The organism is Nitrospinota bacterium (assembly GCA_027619975.1).
GTDB lineage: Bacteria > Nitrospinota > Nitrospinia > Nitrospinales > VA-1 > JADFGI01.
On the sequence record JAQCGX010000019.1, the window covers coordinates 38,299 to 56,387 of the forward strand.

Consider the following 18,089-nt stretch of genomic DNA (forward strand, 5'->3'; position numbering starts at 1 on the left):
AAAATCCTAAAAAAAATGGTGTATCCTGAATATAACATGATTCTTTTTGAGATTATCCAGCTATGTCAGTGACCCAAACATCCAAAATTCAATCTGTAAACCTTCCAGTCAAGGGAATGACTTGCGCCAGTTGCTCGGCCCGTATCGAGAAAAAAGTCGGGGAACTGGAAGGCGTTGAAAAAGTCAGTGTGAATTTTGCCGCCGAAGTGGCCACTGTCGCCTATGATCCTGAGAAAATTTCTCCAGCCGATGTTTCCCTCACGATTGAAAAACTCGGATTTCAGGTGCCACGGGTCAAGCGGGTATTTCCCGTGCAGGGAATGACTTGCGCCTCCTGCGTTTCCCGCGTGGAGCGCAAGCTATCCGGCATCGAGGGTGTTTTTGCGGCGCGTGTGAATCTGGCGACGGAAAAAGCGGTGATTGAGTATCTTCCTTCCATCACGGGATTGCAAAATTTTCAATCCGCCTTGAAAGACATCGGCTACACCTTGCTTCCGAGTGAGGAAGAAGGAGAGAGCCGTGAGACTACCGAAGAAGAACGGCATGCCAGTGGACTTAAGCGTGTGAGGTTAAAGTTTGTGTCCAGCGCGGTTTTGAGCGCCGTGATTATGTTGAGCGGCATGCCGGGGATGATTCCTTTCCTGCCGAATGCGGAATCTCCATTTTTTCACACCTGGTTATTTGCTCTGGCAACGCCGGTGCAGTTTTGGGCGGGCTGGCAGTTTTACCGGGGAACCTGGGCGGGATTGAAACACAGCTACGCCGACATGAATACCCTCATCGCGGTGGGAACGTCATCCGCCTATTTTTTTAGCGCCTTTGCGACTTTTTTTCCATCGTCTCTCCAGTTTCTGGGGCAGGAGATTGCCGTTTATTACGACACTTCGACCATGATCATTACTCTGGTGCTTCTGGGAAGATGGCTGGAGGCCAGAGCTAAAGGCCGTGCTTCAGCGGCGATTAAAAAACTGATGGGACTGCAACCAAAAACCGCTCGCATAGAGCGCGATGGGGAAGAAGTTGAAATTCCAATTGCAGAATTGGTTCCGGGAGATACGGTGATCGTCCGGCCGGGTGAAAAAATTCCGGTTGATGGAACCATTATTTCGGGAACAGCGGTGGTTGATGAATCGATGATCACCGGGGAAAGCATCCCGGTTGAGAAAGACTCCGGCAAGGACGTGTTTGGGGCCAGCATCAACAAAACCGGGTATTTTAAATTACGCTCCACCCATCTTGGCAAGGATTCGGTGTTATCGCAGATCATCAAATTGGTGGAAGAAGCGCAAGGGTCGAAGGCCCCCGTTCAAAGGTTGGCCGATAAGGTGGCGGGAATCTTTGTGCCTGTAGTGATCGGCATCGCCGTTGTGGCATTTTTCTTCTGGTGGGGAGTGGGGGAGGCGGTGGTTCATTTGCCGACGACTCCGTTTACTTTTGCCTTGATGATTTTCATTTCGGTACTGATCATTGCCTGCCCTTGCGCTCTTGGGTTGGCCACGCCGACGGCCATCATGGTGGGTACAGGGAAGGGCGCTGAAATGGGCATCCTTATTAAAGGTGGAGAAACCCTTGAGCTGGCGCAAAAATTGGACACTATCATTTTTGACAAGACGGGAACGCTCACCTGGGGCCAGCCGGAAGTGACGGACGTGTTCATCGAAACGGAAGCGAAAATTTCAGTGGACCGGTTTCTGATTCTTGCCGCCTCCCTGGAGAAAGGCTCGGAGCATCCTTTGGGGCAGGCGATTGTCAAGGAAGCGGCGCGGCGGAATCTTAAGCTGGTTCCCATTGCCAATTTTGCCACCCGGCCCGGATATGGCGTTCAGGGGCAGGTGGACGGACTTGACGTTTCCCTGGGTAATTTAAAAATGATGCAGGATGATGCCGTGGATATTTCTGCATTAACAGGCAGAATCGAGGAAATGGCGCATCAGGGAAAAACTCCCATGATCCTGGCCCTTGGTAAAAAGGCGACAGGGATTATTTCCGCCGCCGACACCGTGAGACCGCAAGCTAAAGAGGTCATCAAACGATTGCAGAACATGGGCCTTGAGATCGTGATGATCACCGGCGACAACCCTCACACCGCTAAAGCCATTGCGGACGAGCTCAAAATTGACCGGGTGCTTGCGGAGGTTCTTCCCGCCGGCAAAGCCGAAGAGGTGAAAAAATTAAAACAGGATGGCCGCTTTGTGGCTATGGTGGGGGACGGAATCAATGATGCCCCGGCACTCGCTGAAGCGAATATTGGCATCGCCATTGGGTCGGGAACCGATATCGCCATGGAAGCGTCCGACATCACTCTGATGACGAAAGACCTCAACGCCGTAGCCGATGCCATCGAACTCAGCAAACAGACTATGCGCAAGATCAGGCAAAACCTGTTTTGGGCATTTTTCTATAATGCTCTGGGAATTCCCTTGGCAGCAGGTGTCTTTTTTCCACTTTATGGAATTCTTTTGCAACCCGTTTATGCCGCCGCCGCCATGGCGTTCAGTTCCGTTTCTGTGGTTAGCAACGCGCTGCTATTGAAACGTTTCAAGTCTTCAGGCTCGTAAGTTCCTAAGATAACGAGCCCATCAAACCTCAGGTTGTTCGCTTAGAATTTTTTTCGTGCTTTGATTTTTTAGACTGTTTGAGGCAAAAGATTTCACATCGTCCGAAAGGCTCACCGTTAGTTGGTTGAATGGAATGACCAGTCCATTTTCATTGCAGATTTTCACCAGGGTTGTGCTGACAGCCCATTTCAAAGGGTAGTAATCCTCCGCACATTTTCCATTCGCAGTTACAATAATTATCAGATTGAGTGAACTCGCTCCCGCATCGTTAAAATATACGTGAACATTCAGAAAATCGGGAGGGTCTTTTTCAAAATGTTGCGCGAGATGCTTTCGTAATCCTTCTTCAAAAATTTTTGGAATTTCGTCGCAGATTCGGGATTGCTCGCCGTAGTCCAGACCAAACTCAATAATGATTTTAAAGCCTGTGGAAAGATTAACGGGATGCAGAGTGAGAAATTCCGTAGTTGGATAATACTTCATGGATCCCTTATGGCAGATAATGACCTGCTCAATCGTCTGGGTTACTATTTGTCCATAGATTTCGCCAGAAAGAATGACCCAATCTCCTGCTTTAGTGGGAAACCAGGGTTCGGTCTTCACAACGGGTCGCGAGTGTTGCCCCAACAGTTCCCCCGTCGGCATTTTTATGATTCCTCCTGCCAGACGGATATTTACGAGAGTGGTATAGATCCCGATGTCTTTTACCAGAAAAGGAACTCCTTTCCAGAGTAATCGCTCACCTTCCCTAACGGTTCCAAGATCCAGGATTAAACGTAACTCCTTGAGAAACTCCGGGATGATCTGTCGCGAACTCCAGGCAACGGCGAAAAGAGTCATGATGACAATGCTGAGCAGAAGCCAGTCATCCTGCATGTAAAGTGAAACCAAACCAGCAAATACCGAAATGGCCAAAATAAAAACGTTGCTTGCGGCCTGGACTAATTTTCGGAGCTGAGGATTCAACCTTTTGAGAAGCTTGGTTTTATCGCTCACGAAGTGGAGCATTTTATTAATACCCCACCAGAACCCAAAAAAAGCAAATAAGGCGAATAAAAAATTCTTTCCACGAACCTTGAAAAATTCTCCGAAAGAATCGGTTAAAAATTCAAAAAAAGATTTTTCTGTTGCCTGAATTTGGTTCAGGGATCGTTGCGTTTCCTCCAGTTTGAATTTGAGTGATTCCGAATTATATTTTTCAGCCAGCTTCTTTAGCCGAGTCACATAATTTTTCTTTATTTCCTTATCTTCAATGGAGTTTTTTGCAGCCAAGGCCTCAAGGTGCTTTTTAGCATCCTCGTAGCGGCTGATTTGTTTTGCCAGGGATTCTTTTCTGGCTTTCAGGGTATCGATCTTCCGGGGCTTGTCCGAAATTTCACGAATAGCCAACAGCAGAGGTTTGGTGATCTCCTGCAATTCCCTGGACCAGTCAAATTTGACTTCTTCTTTTTGAGACAGTTCTTCTTCCTGAAGTTTCGTGGCCGCCGTTTCGAAACTCTGATTGAGGTTGGCCACCTCTTTTTGCAGTGTATTGATGCGGTCGGTGATTTCCTGGGTTACAGGTTTTTTCTCCAGAAGGTCAAGCTCTTCTTTTACAGTAACAATTCTTTCTGTAATTTGCAGAAGAGTGGCTTGGTCCTTTTCCAAACCGAGTTCTCTTGTATTTTCCTTTGCATTCTTGGTTTCTTGACCCAGAGAAAGATTCGTAAAGGAATAGAGAGAGAAAAAAAGCAAAAAACTAAAGATTACAAGAAAGTTTTTAGGGAACCGTGAATAACTTCGGTGGATAGGCAATTGTATTGGACCGGTTAAATGCATGATGTCAGATAAAATTAAATCCTAATTCCGTAAAGAATTGGGGTTAATTAAAAGAAATAAAATGTAAAAATATTATATAAGAAAATTTATTTTAACCAATACTATTTGGTTAACTGGAAGTTTCCTCTTAGAAACCCTGAAGAACTAATCCGGGCTGGGATTGGAAATTCTTTGAAAAGAGGATAGCCCCGGAATCCGATACCAGCATCGCTTCAATCCCGTCCAGGGAATTCACAAGCTCTATGCCATTTTCCGGCCCGAGGACAAAAACCGCTGTTGCCAGGGCATCGGCGTCCATAACGTTATCGGCGAGTATGGTGGTAGAGATCATTCCCCGCGCTGGCATGCCAGATGCCGGATTCAATATGTGGTGATACCTGGTACTGTCCACCATAAGATATCTCTGGTAATCGCCGGAGGTGGCCACAGCTTTATTGGACAAGGCAAAGGAGGCAATCAATTGCTCCGGTTTTCTCGGATGCTGTAGACCAATATTCCAGGGCTTGCCGTCCTCTCTGCTTCCCAGGGTTTTTAAATCGCCACCGGCGTTGATGAGCGCATGCCGAATCTGCAAATTTATAAGGACGTCCATCGCCTTGTCTACGGCATACCCTTTGGCGATAGCTCCGAGATGCAGGGACATCTCCGGTTGCTTGAGCCGGACTTGGGATGCATCGACCTCGATGTCGCGGAAGTTTACCAGCCGGATCGCTTGAGCGAGCTGTTGGGCATCTGGCAGGGAGGGATTTTCATCATCGAACTGCCAGAGGCGGCTTAGCGGGCCGATGGATATATCCAAAGCGCCGTCGGATCGGTCGCCCCAGTGAATTCCCCGCTTTATGACTTCGAGGACTGCATCGGAAACAGGAAAAAATGAATTTTTTCCCGCCGTGGCGTTCAGTTTGGAAATTTCAGAATCGGGAAGATGCGTGCTCATCAGGTTTTCCAGTCGTCGCATTTCGGCAAACGCCTGGTTGATGGCCATTTGGGCCCTATCTGCATCCGGCTCGCGAACGGTGATTTCCACCAGGGTTCCCATGATGAACTGGCTTCGCTTAAGAAGATTATCTTCTTTGGGTCCACAGGCACTGAGGACCTGCATGAAAAACAGGATTAAAAAGATAGGCTTCAGTTGCAAGGGGTAGAGAGGCATTAGTTGTTGAGGAAGAAAATTTTAACGACCAAATTCGGAGACCAGAACCTCGCGGTTATAGGCGGCGACCATATCCCCCCGGTTGAGCATACCGATGACCTTGCGGGATTCTTTTCCGGTCACGACGGGAAGCTGGTCCACATCCAGACGGGCAAACATTTCCATGGCTTCATTCAGATTTTGGTCGGGTTGCAAAAAAAGAACCTTTTTTGTGGACAGCTCACCGGCGACAACGAGGTCTTCCAGGCCTTCCACAAAAAACATTTCCCGAATGTCATTGAACGAAAGGATGCTGGTCATATCTCCTTGGCGGTTCACGACCGGGAAATAAAAGTTTTTCGAATAGGAGATGGTCTCCAGTATTTTCCGGAAGGGCATTTCTTCAGGGATCGTCGTGATTTCCCTGTTCATAACCTCTTTCACCTTGATGGCGTCGAGGATGGAGACTACCCGCCCATGCTTGATATTGATACCTTCATTCAAAAGATACTGAACGTAGATGGAATGCTTGGCAATCGCCCGGTACGCGAAAGCCGCGAGTATACACGTCACCATAATGGGCAGGATGAGGGTGTAATCGTTGGTCAACTCAAAAAGCATGAGAATGATGGTCAATGGAGCCTGCATCACCGCCGCCGCGACCGCTCCCATTCCCACAACCGCATAAGTTTCCGGAGTGGCTGTTATCCCTGGGAATAACCAATGGATTCCTGTTCCAAAAGTCACGCCCATCATAGCGCCCATGAAAAGCGAGGGAGCGAATATTCCACCCAGTCCGCCGGAGCCCAGAGTTAAAGAAGTGGAAAGTATTTTCAAAAAAACCAAAGCCAACGCCAGCCCCCAGAACATGTTTCCTGTCAGTGCCTTTTCCATGGCCTCGTACCCGTTGCCAAGAACCTCAGGGATTTGAATGGAAATGAGGCCGACCAGAAGCCCCCCTAAGGCAGGCTTCATGTGGGTTGGAATCGTGAGAGTCTTGGTGAAAAATTGTCTTACCTGAAAATAGAACAGGATGAATCCCCTCGAGACCAGAGCGCAAAGCAGGCCGAGGACCATGTAGAATATAATCTCGGTATAACTGACCAGTTGATGGAACGGAACCTGGAAAGTGATTTCATTGCCTTCGAAAGCGCGGCCGGTCACGGTGCCGATGACAGAGGCGATGATGATGGGGCTGAAAGTGTGAATGGTAAAGTTGCCGATGATGACCTCAAGAGAGAATAAAACCCCCGCCAGTGGCGCGTTGAAAGAGGCCGCAATGCCGGCCGCGGCGCCGCATCCGACAAGTACCTGAATACGTTCGGTCGACAAGTGAAATAATTGACCAACGGATGAGCCCACCGCTGAGCCAATTTGAACGGTGGGGCCTTCCCGGCCGGCGGAACCGCCGGAACCAATGGTTAAGGCCGACGTGATGGCGCAGGAAAATATTGTGCGCTTGCGTATCTTGCCACCTTGCATAGCCACGGCGTGGATGACCCGATGCACACCATTTTCCTTAACCGCATTGGGAAAAAAGTGGCAGATGGCGCCGACAATCCAACCCCCGATCATGGGCATAAAGGGCAGCATAAAGGGGAATAAAGCTGGCGAAATTCCGATCAGAGAGAGCCCCTGCTCAGAAAACACCGTGTCGACAAAATGAATCATCCAACGAAACACGGTAGAGGCGATACCCGCTAAAAAACCGATCAACGCTGCCAGAATCAGCAGATTGTGATCTTTCATCAAGAGATCCCGCAGGGTTTCTCTAATTTTTTCTTTATTTAATGACATCGATTCCTAGAAAGGGTAGATGAAAAGCATTTTCAGTATAAATTATGTCTTAACCAATGACTAGCAGTAGTAATATCTAATTAGCTAAAAGTTTTTTCAAAGTGACATTTAATGATTTATGCACCTTCTATCCCTGTGTTATTCTCATCGCTGGACACTATGTCAGGATAAAAAATTTTTTAAGGAATCTCAGAGATGGTAAAAATTGCTCCCTCAATTCTTGCAGCGGATTTCAGCAAACTGGGTGACGAAGTCAAAGCCGTGGAACAGGCAGGCGCGGACTGGATTCATATTGATGTGATGGATGGGCATTTTGTCCCCAATATAACCGTGGGGCCAATGGTCGTCGAAGCGATTCGGAAAGTCACCAGGTTGCCATTGGATGTGCATTTGATGATCGCGGATGCCGATCGATATATAAAAGATTTTGCGCAGGCTGGGGCGGACATTTTGACCGTTCATGTGGAAGCCTGTCCGCATCTGCATCGGACGATTCAGCATATTAAAGACCAGAAGGTTCGCGCCGGCGTGGTTCTCAATCCCGCGACGCCGCTTTCCAGCCTGGAAGAGGTCCTGCATGAGATTGATATGGTGTTGCTGATGTCGGTCAATCCTGGGTTTGGCGGGCAAAAATTTATACCCTCCCTCCTCGATAAAACCATGAACCTCAGCGAAATAATGAAAAATTACGAGCATGAATTTGATCTCGAAGTGGATGGCGGGGTGAAGGTGGAAAATGCCGGAGAACTCAAGGAGGTGGGCGCCAATGTCCTGGTGGCGGGTTCGGCCATTTTTAATAGCAAGGACTACAAAAAAGCCATTCAGCAATTGCGAGATGCTTAATAGCCGGAAAGTTCACTGGGGGTATTTTCATTTTTGCCGCCTAGTGGAATAGAGTCAGAAATTTGCCAGTCTGGCACGGCCATTTGCCTGTTATTTCCCTTGTAATTGATGGTTGAATGGGGCTAAACTATTCAAACTCAATAATTTCTAACAGTTTGTTTTTTGATTAAGTTTCCTTGGGGAAGCTTTTAAAGAAAATTTTACGGGAGGGTTGTTGCCATGATGGGAATCGGATTTCCGGAATTGATGATCATACTGGTCATCATTATGATCATCTTCGGGGCGGGGAAATTGCCGGAGATCGGAAGTGCTTTCGGACGCAGTATCAAGAACTTTAAAACGTCCATGAAAGAAGCTGAGGAGGAAGATGCCCCCGTGGGAGACCAACCCGCAGCAGCAATTGAAGAAGGGAAGGGGCAGGGTCTGGACGATCCCAACCTGACCGATGAAGAAAGAGAAGCTTTAAAGCGGAAAATAGCACAAGAAGCAGGGGATGCTAAAGACCTGGCAATGAAGGAAACCGCTGATGCGTTTACAGCCTCTCTGCCGAGAAAAGGTTCCTACGATTTTAGTAAAGAACAGGAAGAATCGAAGAAAAGCTAAGAAGCAAATTTCCTGTAGATTTTAAGAATACAAAAACGCCCAGCGCTAGTTATAGCGCCGGGCGTTTTTTTTTGCCCTGAATGTCTCGGGGGGGATATCCCGCTTGGGGTTTTGTCAGCCAGAAGTTCATCGCACGTTAATATCTGTTCCTGCGTTACTCTGGTTCAATCGTATTGCCAGGGTTCTTTCAGGTTGTCCGTCGTCCACACGGTCAACCCGTCCATATCTTTATAGATCCCACGGGTAAAGAAATTAAATGGATCAAAGAACCGTGCGCCTTTGTCCGGGTCCAGTTCAAAGTTTACTTTTGCATTTTGCAGGGGGTGGGCCTTACACTCCAAAAACTTTTCGCCGTCAACTTCCGACAGACTAAAGATTTGTTCAATCTTTTCCGGCGGATATTGGCCCGAGTCGAGCACTTCCTTCACCACCGCCATGATAGTTCCCACCTTTTCTTTATCTAAATGGTGCATCTTCATAAGAAAAATCACTCTAGATTAAAAAGTTATAAATCGTATGGAACGATTATACCGTAGGAAGTGGCAACAGCCAACTGCAAGTTGGACTATTGTTGGGCGAGAGAAATGATAGGGTCGGGGAAAATTCCCAGCTGAATGGTTCCGATAACGGCCAACGCCACTACGAAAAGAGTGATGGGAGACAGGGTGATCTTGAACTCTCCCACTGGTTCCTTCATGTACATGTACACGATCACCTTCAAGTAGTAATAGAAGGAAATGACGCTGTTTAAAACCGCAATGATTACAAGAAAGAGGAAACCTTCTTTGAGGGCTGCACTGAAAATATAGAACTTGGCGACGAAGCCCGCAAAAGGAGGCAGTCCGCCCAGCGAAAGCAGGAAAACGGTCATGCTCAGGGCGAGCACAGGGTGCTTGAACCCCAATCCGGAATAACCTTCAAGCTCCAGGTTTTCATCGCCCTTTCTTCCAAGGATGATGATAATGCCAAATATGCCAAAAATCATGAGGGCATAAGTGACCATGTAAAATAACAGGCTGGCGCTACCGAGGGAACCTTTGGCTATGACTGCAATCAGAATATAGCCAACGTGGGAAATACTTGAGTACGCAAGCAGACGCTTGATATTGGTCTGCATGATGGCACCCAGGTTGCCAACAAACATGGTCAGCACTGCAATCACATAAAGCAGGGTTTCCCAGGTGGATGCCAGGTCAGGCAAGGCCTCTGCAAAGACTCGGTAAAAAGCCGCAAATGCCGCCGCTTTAGGACCCACCGCCATAAAAGCGGTCACAGGGGAGGGCGCTCCCTGATAGACGTCTGGCGCCCACATGTGAAAGGGGACTGAGGCTACTTTGAACCCGAAGCCGATCACCAGAAGAACCACGCCCATCAGCATCAGCGGTTGAGAACCGACCTCGCCGGATTTGATCATGGCGGTGATTTTGATCAGGTTGGTGGTGCCGGTGGAACCGTACATAAGGGCCATGCCGTAAAGGAGAAATCCCGTAGCGAACGCTCCTAATAGAAAATATTTCAGCGCCGCTTCGTTGGATTTGACATCATCTCGGCGAATGCCGGCAAGCACATACAGACAGATGGACACGATCTCGATGCCCAGGAAAATCATGATCAGGTCGGTAGACGACGCCAGAAGAATCATTCCTACGGTGCAAAATAATATTAAACTGTAGAACTCTCCAGCCTTGATACCCTCGCGGTTGTTGTATTCGATGGAGAGTAAAATAGCCAAGGCCGAACTGACGGTAAAAATTAAAATAAAGAATACAGAAAGATGATCGACGATATAACTGTCGTTGAAGGAGTGAACAGGCAGACCCACCTTGGCAAATGCGCTGATGGCAGTCATCAACAAACCGACCAGGCTCACAAAGGCAAGCAGAGTTTTATTTTTCCCGGCAAATAGGTCAAGAATCAGAACCCCGGCGGCAAAGACGGTCAGTACAAGGACTGGCGCCAGGGCGACTAGATCAATTGATTCGGGTGCGGCAATGGGTTCCACGTCAACTCCTTAATGCTTGTTGCCCTGAAGCTTTTTATTCAACTGCGCCAGATCTTCCTGCTTGATCAAAGCCGCATGGTGTTCTTCTGTCTTCTTGGGTCGGAAATTATCAGGATTCACCTTGGTGATCAAATGGGTCACCGAGGCCTCAAATGTTTTCATAAATGGTTGCGGGTAGATGCCAATCCAGAAAATCAGAACGATCAGCGGCACGATAGTGATCATTTCCCGAAGATTCATGTCCGGTAGTTTGAAATTTTTAGGATTCTTTAACTCCTGAAACATAACGCGCTGGAACATCCAAAGAATATAGCAGGCGGAAAATATAACTCCACTGGTGGCCAAAGCGGCCCATAACCCGTTAACCTGAAAAATACCGAGAAGTATCAAAAATTCGCCGACGAAACCATTCATCCCCGGAAGACCAATGGATGATAAAGCGACGATCATGAAACAAACGGTGTATTTTGGCATCACCTTGGCCAGCCCGCCAAATTCAGAGATCAACCGGGTATGACGCCGGTCATAAATCATCCCCACCAAAAGGAAGAGAGCGCTGGTGCTGATTCCATGGTTGATATTCTGTAAAAGTGCGCCCTGCATGCCGTAGTGATTAAACGCAAATATACCCAGCATGACAAAGCCAAGATGGCTGACACTGGAATAGGCGACCAGTTTTTTCAGGTCTTCCTGCACTATAGAAACAAAAGCGCCATAAATGATGCCAATGATAGACAGGACGGCAATATACGGCAGAAACTCGTTACTGGCATGCGGAAACAGAGGCAGGTTGAATCGTAAAAACCCATAGGTCCCCATTTTTAACAGCACCCCGGCCAGAATCACGCTGCCTGCTGTCGGAGCTTCAACGTGTGCATCCGGTAGCCAGGTGTGAAACGGAAACATGGGAACCTTGATGGCAAACGCCAGAAAAAACGCCAGGAAGAGCCATTTCTGCGTGTCCAACGGAATATTGAGATGTTCCGTTATATACATCAAGTCTGTGGTCGTGACTCCCGTCTGTTCCTGGATTATGAAATAAATCCAGATGATGGCTACCAGCATCAACAGAGAGCCGACCGCCGTATATAAAAAGAACTTAACGGCGGCATAAATACGACGCGGACCGCCCCACACGCCAATGATGATGTACATGGGCACCAGTTGAAATTCCCAGAATACATAGAACAGGAACATATCCAGGGAAATGAACACTCCCAGCATGCCGGTGGAAAGCGCCAGCATGGCCATCATGTATTCGCGGATGGATTTTTTTATGTCCCATGACGAGATGATGCAAATCAGCGTTAAGAAGGTGGTCATCACAAACAGAAGCAGTGAAATTCCGTCTAAGCCGACGTGATAACTGATTCCCCAGGAAGAAATCCAGGGCACAGTGTATTCAAACTGCATCGCGTGTGTGGTGTTATCGAAATCGATCCACAATTGCAGGGATAAAAGAAAATCCGCGGCGGCAAACCCGACGGCAGTCTGCTTGATCAGGCTTTCCTTTTCCTTGGGCAGGAACGCCAGGACGAGTGCCCCTACAATGGGTAAAACTGTCAGAAAAGTAAGAAACATATTTTTATAACGCTATCATCAATAATCCAATAAAACCAATAACAATGAACAGGGCGTAGTTTCTTACAAAGCCAGATTGAAAACCTTTTGCCTGCTCGCTGAACCAGCCGATGACCTTGGCCACACCATTGACCGTGCCATCGATACCTTGCGCGTCTGCTTTTTTCCAGAGTATGTGTGAACCTTCCAAGATGGGTTTGACGACGGTCTCGTCGTATAATTCATCCACCATGTATTTATTTTTTACAATTTCATAACCCCATTGACCCTGAGTGAGTTTGTCGGGGAGATCAGGCCTCTTGATATAGAAAATATAAGCCATTACGATTCCGGTGACGCCGACAAGAACCGAGAACACCATTAAGGAAACTTCCAGCCAGATATTGTGTTCTTGTTCCACCAGTAAATGTCCCCATGATGGCGCGTGTTCGCCTCTTTCGTGGAGCAAATGCTCGGAATGGCTCAGTACAGCAGGTAGATCAAAATGTAAAACCGGTTCCAGCCAGTTGTGAAGCACATGCCATCCGTGAATCAGCGGAACCCCCAGCAACCCGCCGCCAACGGCCAGTGTTGCCAGAATCACCAGAGGCATGGTCATTACATTGGGAGACTCGTGCGGATGGACTTCAGGGTCAACGCGAGATTCGCCATGAAACGTCATGAATACCAAGCGAAACATGTAAAACGCCGTCAGCAAAGCCGCTGAAATTCCCATTCCCCATAAGATGACGTTGCCGTCGATAAGGGAATGATAAAGCACTTCATCCTTACTGAAAAAACCTGAGAGCGGAGGAATCCCCGCAATGGCCAGAGTGGATACGAGAAATGTTTTGTATGTAGTAGGCATGTGATCTTTGAGGCCGCCCATTTTTCGCATGTCCTGCTCGCCATTGATTCCGTGGATCACGCTTCCCGAACCCAAAAAGAGGCAGGCTTTGAAGAAAGCGTGTGTGACCATGTGGAAGATCGCTGCAGTGTATGCGCCGATGCCGCAAGCCATAAGCATATAGCCGATTTGACTACAGGTCGAGTAGGCGAGGACGCGTTTAATATCGAACTGGGTCATGCCGATGGTTGCCGCAAACAAGGCGGTTCCGCCGCCGACAAAGGCCATTATCATCATGGTCATTGGAGCCATGTTAAACAGCACACTGCAACGAACGACCATAAAAATTCCGGCGGTGACCATCGTTGCCGCATGGATCAAGGCGCTGACAGGAGTCGGGCCTTCCATTGCATCTGGAAGCCAGGTGTACAGAGGGATCTGCGCCGATTTACCGGTCGCCCCAATTAAAAGCAGAAGGGTGATGATGGTAATGGCTTCTTCGCCGAAGATAATTTTATGCGGGGCCGCGTGAAATACTGTGGTGTAGTCGATACTTCCAAAAATATCGAATATGTACATAACCGCGAGTAGAAAGGCGAAGTCTCCCACCCGGTTGACAACGAATGCCTTGGTACCTGCGTCGCAAGCTGATTTCTTCTCAAAATAATAGCCGATGAGGAAGTACGAGCAGCAACCGACTCCCTCCCAGCCAATGAACATGACGAGAAAATTGTTGCCCATCACCAAAAGCAGCATGGCAAACATGAACAGGTTCAAGTAGGCAAAGAAACGGTAAAAACTGTATTCTTCATGCATGTAACCGGTGGAATAGACGTGGATGAGAAACCCCACACCGGTGACAAAGGTCATCATTGTCAGGGAGAGTGGATCAATTTGAAAACCGAATTGGACATTGAAGTCCCCGGCTACAATCCATTGAAAGAGCACTTGCTCATAAACAGCTCCGCTATCAGGAAGCAGGAGATAGCCGATAAATACCAAAAGGGTCGTCAGGAAAGACAACGCCACCGACCCACAGGCGATCAGGCCAACGAGTCTCTTGCCGAGCTTCAGACCGAAGAAACCGTTGATGATGGACCCGATCAACGGGAACACAGGTATTAACCAGGTAAGCTTTAATAGCATGCGATGCCCTTCACCACTTTAATAAGTTGAATTCGTCTAGATTGACGGTCGGTTTATTTCTATACAATGAAATAATAATGGCAAGACCTACTGAAACCTCTGCGGCGGCCACGCACATGACCATGAAGCTGAAGATTTGCCCGTCATCCTGATTCAGGTAACGGTCAAAGCCGATCAGTGAGATATTTACCGCGTTCAACATGATTTCAACGCACATAAATACCACGATAGCGTTTCTGCGGATGAGAACTCCGAGAACGCCAATGGTAAACAGTATCGCGCTCAAAATGAGATAATGTGCTATAGGAGCCATTTAAATTCAATCCAGTTTGTTTTTCGCCAACACAACGGTACCCACCATGGCGGCAAGCAGGAGCACCGATGCAACTTCAAAAGGAAGCACGAAATCCGTAAACAGGGATTCCCCCACCTGTGCGGCCGTGCCGAAGGTCTCTGAAACTTTTTGCGGAGCGCCAAAATCAGTTTCCAGAATCACATCAATTATTTTATACAAAGCGCCTACCATCAAGATACCCGTGAGAACGGATAAAAAAGTGTTTCGTGGGCGCGAGTTCCAGACCTCGGCATCACTCTTCAAATTGAGCAGCATGATGACGAACATGAACAGAACCATGATCGCTCCAGCGTAAATTATAATCTGGAGAATAGCGATGAAGTGTGCCTGGGTGGCGGCAAATAATCCAGCCAACCCAAGCATCATACCGATCAGGCAGATGGCGGAGTTGATAGGGCTGGTATTAAAGACGACCCCCAGAGCAAGAACGACGCATCCGATGGCGATGGGATAAAAAATTAATAATTCCATTTGGCGTACATGTTTCGGGTGAAATCAATTCGGTCCTGTAATTCTGCGACCGGTGTTAAGAGTTGTTCTTTGTTGTACTTCATTTTTGTGCGGTCGAGCATGGAAATTTCACAATCATTGCTCATGAAAATTGCTTCTTCCGGGCAGGCTTCCTCGCAGTTTCCACAGAAAATACAAACTGCGTAGTCGATGGTAAATTCCGCTGGCCAGCGCTCAACCTCATTTTGTTTTCCGGTGTTCTCCGCCGGAACGATATCGATGCAATAAGCGGGACAGGCAATTTCACACAATCCGCAGGCCACGCAATAAGGCGTCCCATCCTCTTTCATGGGCAATACAGGTCGTCCCCGGTAGGCGATAGGATAATCCACCTGTTCTTCCGGGTAATACACCGTAAAAATTTCCCGTTCTTTTTTTCTTCCAAGAAAAAAGGGAATAAAACCAAACAGGTTTATAAAAAAATGCCGCGAGGTGATGTACATCCCTCGTATGATTTCTGGAAGATATACTTTTTCCCACCATGTCAATTTAACATTGCGGTTTACGTAGTAAGCCATGGCAACCTCCTTTATTGAAGCGCCAAAATAACTATCCCGGTAATGACTATATTTGCCAGGGATAGGGGTAATAATATTTTCCAACCCAGTTTCATGATCTGATCATAGCGAAACCTGGGAAGGGTCCAGCGGATGGTCATTTGAAACCAGATGAAGAAAATCACCTTGCCGAAAAACACACCGACATGAATTAGCATTACGATGATGTTTGAGCCGGTTGTACCTAAAAAGTCGAACATCGAGATCAAGCCGGCAGTGGTCACGAAAGGAATGTGCCATGCGCCGAAAAACAGAACCGTTACGATGGCGCCAATGGTCACCATTTCGATAAATTCCGCCATGAAAAACATGCCAAACTTGAGTCCGCTGTATTCAGTAAAATATCCTGCAACCAGCTCTGATTCTGCTTCGGGAGCGTCGAAAGGAATCCGCTTGTTTTCAGCGATGGATGCAGCCAAAAACATGAAAAATCCTAACGGTTGAAGAAAAATTCCCCAGCGGAAAAAGTCTTCCTGAATAGCTCCAATCACCGTGAGCTTCATTGAGCTGTACACCATGAGGACCCCGATAATGGTCAAACCCATGGTCACTTCGTAGGAAATCATCTGCGACGCGGTTCGCATGGAACCCAAAAGTGACCAGTTGTTGTTTGAACTCCATCCGGCGACCACGTACCCGTAAGTGGCGATTGATGCGATGGCAAAGACAAACAACAAGCCCACATCCAGATCAGAAATGACCAGGCTCACTTCTTTGCCAAAAATATTGTAGGACCCACCAAAAGGGATCACAGCAAAGGTGAGAATGGCAGGAATGAGAGCGATGATAGGGCTCAGCGTGTGCAACATCCGATTGGCGCCGTCAGGAATAAAATCTTCCTTGGTAAACATTTTCAAAGCGTCGGCAATCGCATGGAACAAACCAAGCGCTGTGAAGCCTAAAATATCGGCTCGATTGGCGCCCACCCGATCCTGCATGATGGCGCTTTGTTTTCTCTCCACCCAGGTAAGAATAGGTGCGAAAAAACACACGGTGACACCAAGTATGAAAAGTATTTTGATGAAAGTGATAATGAAATCGACGAGCATTCTTTAAACTTTAGTTTAACGGCCCAATCAAGGGTTGCCGCTTGTTGATGGGATAATCTTTACGCAAGGGATGCCCCTTAAATCCTTCATACAACAAAATCCGACTCAAATTGGGATGATCCTGAAACTTAATACCGTACATATCCCAAATTTCTCGTTCATACCAGTTTGCAGTTTTCCATAATGGAGTGATGGATATGACTTTGCAATCTTTTTCATCCACTGGTATTTTTACACGAAAGCGAGAGTTATTTTTCAAACAGTACAAATGGTAAACCACTTCAAACCGTTGGGATTTCTTCTTATAATAATCAACGGCGGTCAGATCCATTAAAAAATTAAACGCTAAGTTTGGATCATCCCGAAGAAATTGAAAAAACTCTAAAGTACGCTCATTCTTTATAGTGACGGTTTGATCCCCACGGAAATTGTGCGAATCAATAACCAGATCGCCAAATTGAGACTTAACTCGATCGATGATTTCGGTGTTTTCCATTATTTAATAATCCGCTTCCAATCCAATGGGTGACTGTCTGTTATTCCCAATCGAGTCCGCCTCGCTTCCATACATAAAGCAGTCCAATACCGAGAATGAGAATAAATAACAGCATCTCAATCAAGCCGTACAGGCCCAGTCTTTTAAACAGTATGGCCCAGGGAAAGAAGAACACTGCTTCTATATCAAACAAAACGAACAGAACAGCTACCAGGTAAAATTTAACGGAAAAACGTTGACGGGGGGAAACAATTTGGCTTTCCCCGCATTCAAAGGGTTCCATCTTGTCTGGAAAATATCGTTTGGGGCCCAGGATAGATGTCATAACTACCATACCGACAGCGATGCCAGTAGCCATGAGCAACATTACAGCAACGCCAATGTATTGATCTAACATCTAATTCTCCAAAGGTATTAAGAAGCCTTTAGCGGATGGGGCAGGCTGTCCGCTGTTATAGGCAAGCCTTTAATTGAAATACCTGGTTGTGGACACTTACTCGCTTCATTATGTTTCATCTATCAGATTTTAAGACAATGAGCAGGAATAAAAAAAGTCCTAAAACAAGGAGTCCAAAACCTAGATAAAACGAGGGGGGATAGTACTCTAAGGGTGTACTTTTTGTCAATGAAAAAGCGCTTGAAATATCATAATTTCATTCATTTGGCGGGAGGATTTGCAGGGGGAAGAGTAGAGGTAAGTGGGGATTTGATTATTGGGAATGGTGGATAATTGGGGAGGGTTTTTTGGGCAGGTAACGTATAGCAGGGGAGGGGTGCAGAGTGTTTTGCTGGGAGATACAGGCAATAAAAAAGCCG

16 protein-coding genes are annotated in these 18,089 nt (G+C 47.3%); 3 read left to right on the plus strand and 13 right to left on the minus strand.

Features of this window, described 5'->3' with window-relative positions:
- Positions 1 to 62 precede the first annotated feature (62 nt).
- On the plus strand, positions 63 to 2,558 hold the full coding sequence (locus O3C58_08325) for a heavy metal translocating P-type ATPase (protein ID MDA0691859.1): 2,496 nt from the start codon (positions 63 to 65) through the stop codon (positions 2,556 to 2,558).
- 21 nt (positions 2,559 to 2,579) lie between these two features.
- On the opposite strand, the gene O3C58_08330 is transcribed toward O3C58_08325, so the two are convergent.
- The 3 genes from O3C58_08330 to O3C58_08340 form a co-directional block, all read right to left on the minus strand.
- Positions 2,580 to 4,205: a mechanosensitive ion channel gene (locus O3C58_08330; GenBank protein ID MDA0691860.1), complete on the minus strand. Its 1,626-nt coding sequence runs from the start codon at positions 4,203 to 4,205 to the stop codon at positions 2,580 to 2,582.
- A 298-nt stretch (positions 4,206 to 4,503) separates the two neighbouring features.
- A complete protein-coding gene (locus tag O3C58_08335) occupies positions 4,504 to 5,478 on the minus strand; it encodes an FAD:protein FMN transferase (protein ID MDA0691861.1) in 975 nt (324 codons plus the stop codon).
- 72 nt (positions 5,479 to 5,550) lie between these two features.
- Positions 5,551 to 7,305 (minus strand): chloride channel protein, encoded by a 1,755-nt coding sequence (locus O3C58_08340; GenBank protein MDA0691862.1) that lies wholly within the window; start codon positions 7,303 to 7,305, stop codon positions 5,551 to 5,553.
- Between the two features lie 195 nt (positions 7,306 to 7,500).
- Between O3C58_08340 and rpe the strand changes: the two genes are divergently transcribed.
- Together rpe and tatA are read left to right on the plus strand one after the other, a co-directional pair.
- Positions 7,501 to 8,148 carry a ribulose-phosphate 3-epimerase gene (rpe, locus tag O3C58_08345; GenBank protein MDA0691863.1) on the plus strand — a complete coding sequence of 216 codons (648 nt, stop codon included), beginning with the start codon at positions 7,501 to 7,503 and terminating at the stop codon, positions 8,146 to 8,148.
- Between the two features lie 219 nt (positions 8,149 to 8,367).
- Entirely contained in the window at positions 8,368 to 8,751 is a 384-nt protein-coding gene (gene tatA, locus O3C58_08350) for a twin-arginine translocase TatA/TatE family subunit (protein MDA0691864.1), read from the plus strand.
- A gap of 164 nt (positions 8,752 to 8,915) precedes the next feature.
- Here tatA and O3C58_08355 read toward each other — a convergent pair whose 3' ends face one another.
- The 10 genes from O3C58_08355 to ndhC all read right to left on the minus strand — a co-directional run bounded on the left by O3C58_08355 (position 8,916) and on the right by ndhC (position 17,670).
- Entirely contained in the window at positions 8,916 to 9,230 is a 315-nt protein-coding gene (locus O3C58_08355; GenBank protein MDA0691865.1) for a hypothetical protein, read from the minus strand.
- An 86-nt stretch (positions 9,231 to 9,316) separates the two neighbouring features.
- On the minus strand, positions 9,317 to 10,753 hold the full coding sequence (locus tag O3C58_08360; protein ID MDA0691866.1) for an NADH-quinone oxidoreductase subunit N: 1,437 nt from the start codon (positions 10,751 to 10,753) through the stop codon (positions 9,317 to 9,319).
- A 9-nt stretch (positions 10,754 to 10,762) separates the two neighbouring features.
- Positions 10,763 to 12,334: an NADH-quinone oxidoreductase subunit M gene (locus O3C58_08365; protein MDA0691867.1), complete on the minus strand. Its 1,572-nt coding sequence runs from the start codon at positions 12,332 to 12,334 to the stop codon at positions 10,763 to 10,765.
- Between the two features lie 4 nt (positions 12,335 to 12,338).
- A complete protein-coding gene (gene nuoL, locus O3C58_08370) occupies positions 12,339 to 14,306 on the minus strand; it encodes an NADH-quinone oxidoreductase subunit L (GenBank protein ID MDA0691868.1) in 1,968 nt (655 codons plus the stop codon).
- Between the two features lie 10 nt (positions 14,307 to 14,316).
- Positions 14,317 to 14,619 carry an NADH-quinone oxidoreductase subunit NuoK gene (gene nuoK, locus O3C58_08375; protein ID MDA0691869.1) on the minus strand — a complete coding sequence of 101 codons (303 nt, stop codon included), beginning with the start codon at positions 14,617 to 14,619 and terminating at the stop codon, positions 14,317 to 14,319.
- A gap of 6 nt (positions 14,620 to 14,625) precedes the next feature.
- Entirely contained in the window at positions 14,626 to 15,132 is a 507-nt protein-coding gene (locus O3C58_08380) for an NADH-quinone oxidoreductase subunit J (protein MDA0691870.1), read from the minus strand.
- On the minus strand, positions 15,120 to 15,689 hold the full coding sequence (locus O3C58_08385) for an NADH-quinone oxidoreductase subunit I (protein MDA0691871.1): 570 nt from the start codon (positions 15,687 to 15,689) through the stop codon (positions 15,120 to 15,122). Before O3C58_08385 ends, O3C58_08380 begins: the two co-directional genes overlap by 13 nt.
- An 11-nt stretch (positions 15,690 to 15,700) precedes the next feature.
- Positions 15,701 to 16,777 carry an NADH-quinone oxidoreductase subunit NuoH gene (gene nuoH, locus O3C58_08390; GenBank protein MDA0691872.1) on the minus strand — a complete coding sequence of 359 codons (1,077 nt, stop codon included), beginning with the start codon at positions 16,775 to 16,777 and terminating at the stop codon, positions 15,701 to 15,703.
- 10 nt (positions 16,778 to 16,787) lie between these two features.
- Positions 16,788 to 17,273, minus strand: a complete 486-nt coding sequence (locus O3C58_08395) for an NADH-quinone oxidoreductase subunit C (GenBank protein MDA0691873.1) — start codon at positions 17,271 to 17,273, stop codon at positions 16,788 to 16,790.
- Between the two features lie 40 nt (positions 17,274 to 17,313).
- Positions 17,314 to 17,670, minus strand: coding sequence for an NADH-quinone oxidoreductase subunit A (ndhC, locus tag O3C58_08400; GenBank protein MDA0691874.1), 357 nt, complete (start codon positions 17,668 to 17,670; stop codon positions 17,314 to 17,316).
- Positions 17,671 to 18,089 lie beyond the last annotated feature (419 nt).

Bases quoted from the DNA above. Each gene is read 5' to 3' on its own strand.
- O3C58_08325 (MDA0691859.1), top strand. From the start codon at position 63: ATGTCAGTGACCCAAACATCCAAAATTCAATCTGTAAACCTTCCAGTC.
- O3C58_08335 (MDA0691861.1), bottom strand. From the start codon at position 5,478: ATGCAGGTCCTCAGTGCCTGTGGACCCAAAGAAGATAATCTTCTTAAG.
- O3C58_08340 (MDA0691862.1), bottom strand. From the start codon at position 7,305: ATGTCATTAAATAAAGAAAAAATTAGAGAAACCCTGCGGGATCTCTTG.
- rpe (MDA0691863.1), top strand. From the start codon at position 7,501: ATGGTAAAAATTGCTCCCTCAATTCTTGCAGCGGATTTCAGCAAACTG.
- tatA (MDA0691864.1), top strand. From the start codon at position 8,368: ATGATGGGAATCGGATTTCCGGAATTGATGATCATACTGGTCATCATT.
- O3C58_08355 (MDA0691865.1), bottom strand. From the start codon at position 9,230: ATGAAGATGCACCATTTAGATAAAGAAAAGGTGGGAACTATCATGGCG.
- O3C58_08365 (MDA0691867.1), bottom strand. From the start codon at position 12,334: ATGTTTCTTACTTTTCTGACAGTTTTACCCATTGTAGGGGCACTCGTC.
- nuoL (MDA0691868.1), bottom strand. From the start codon at position 14,306: ATGCTATTAAAGCTTACCTGGTTAATACCTGTGTTCCCGTTGATCGGG.
- nuoK (MDA0691869.1), bottom strand. From the start codon at position 14,619: ATGGCTCCTATAGCACATTATCTCATTTTGAGCGCGATACTGTTTACC.
- O3C58_08380 (MDA0691870.1), bottom strand. From the start codon at position 15,132: ATGGAATTATTAATTTTTTATCCCATCGCCATCGGATGCGTCGTTCTT.
- O3C58_08385 (MDA0691871.1), bottom strand. From the start codon at position 15,689: ATGGCTTACTACGTAAACCGCAATGTTAAATTGACATGGTGGGAAAAA.
- nuoH (MDA0691872.1), bottom strand. From the start codon at position 16,777: ATGCTCGTCGATTTCATTATCACTTTCATCAAAATACTTTTCATACTT.
- O3C58_08395 (MDA0691873.1), bottom strand. From the start codon at position 17,273: ATGGAAAACACCGAAATCATCGATCGAGTTAAGTCTCAATTTGGCGAT.
- ndhC (MDA0691874.1), bottom strand. From the start codon at position 17,670: ATGTTAGATCAATACATTGGCGTTGCTGTAATGTTGCTCATGGCTACT.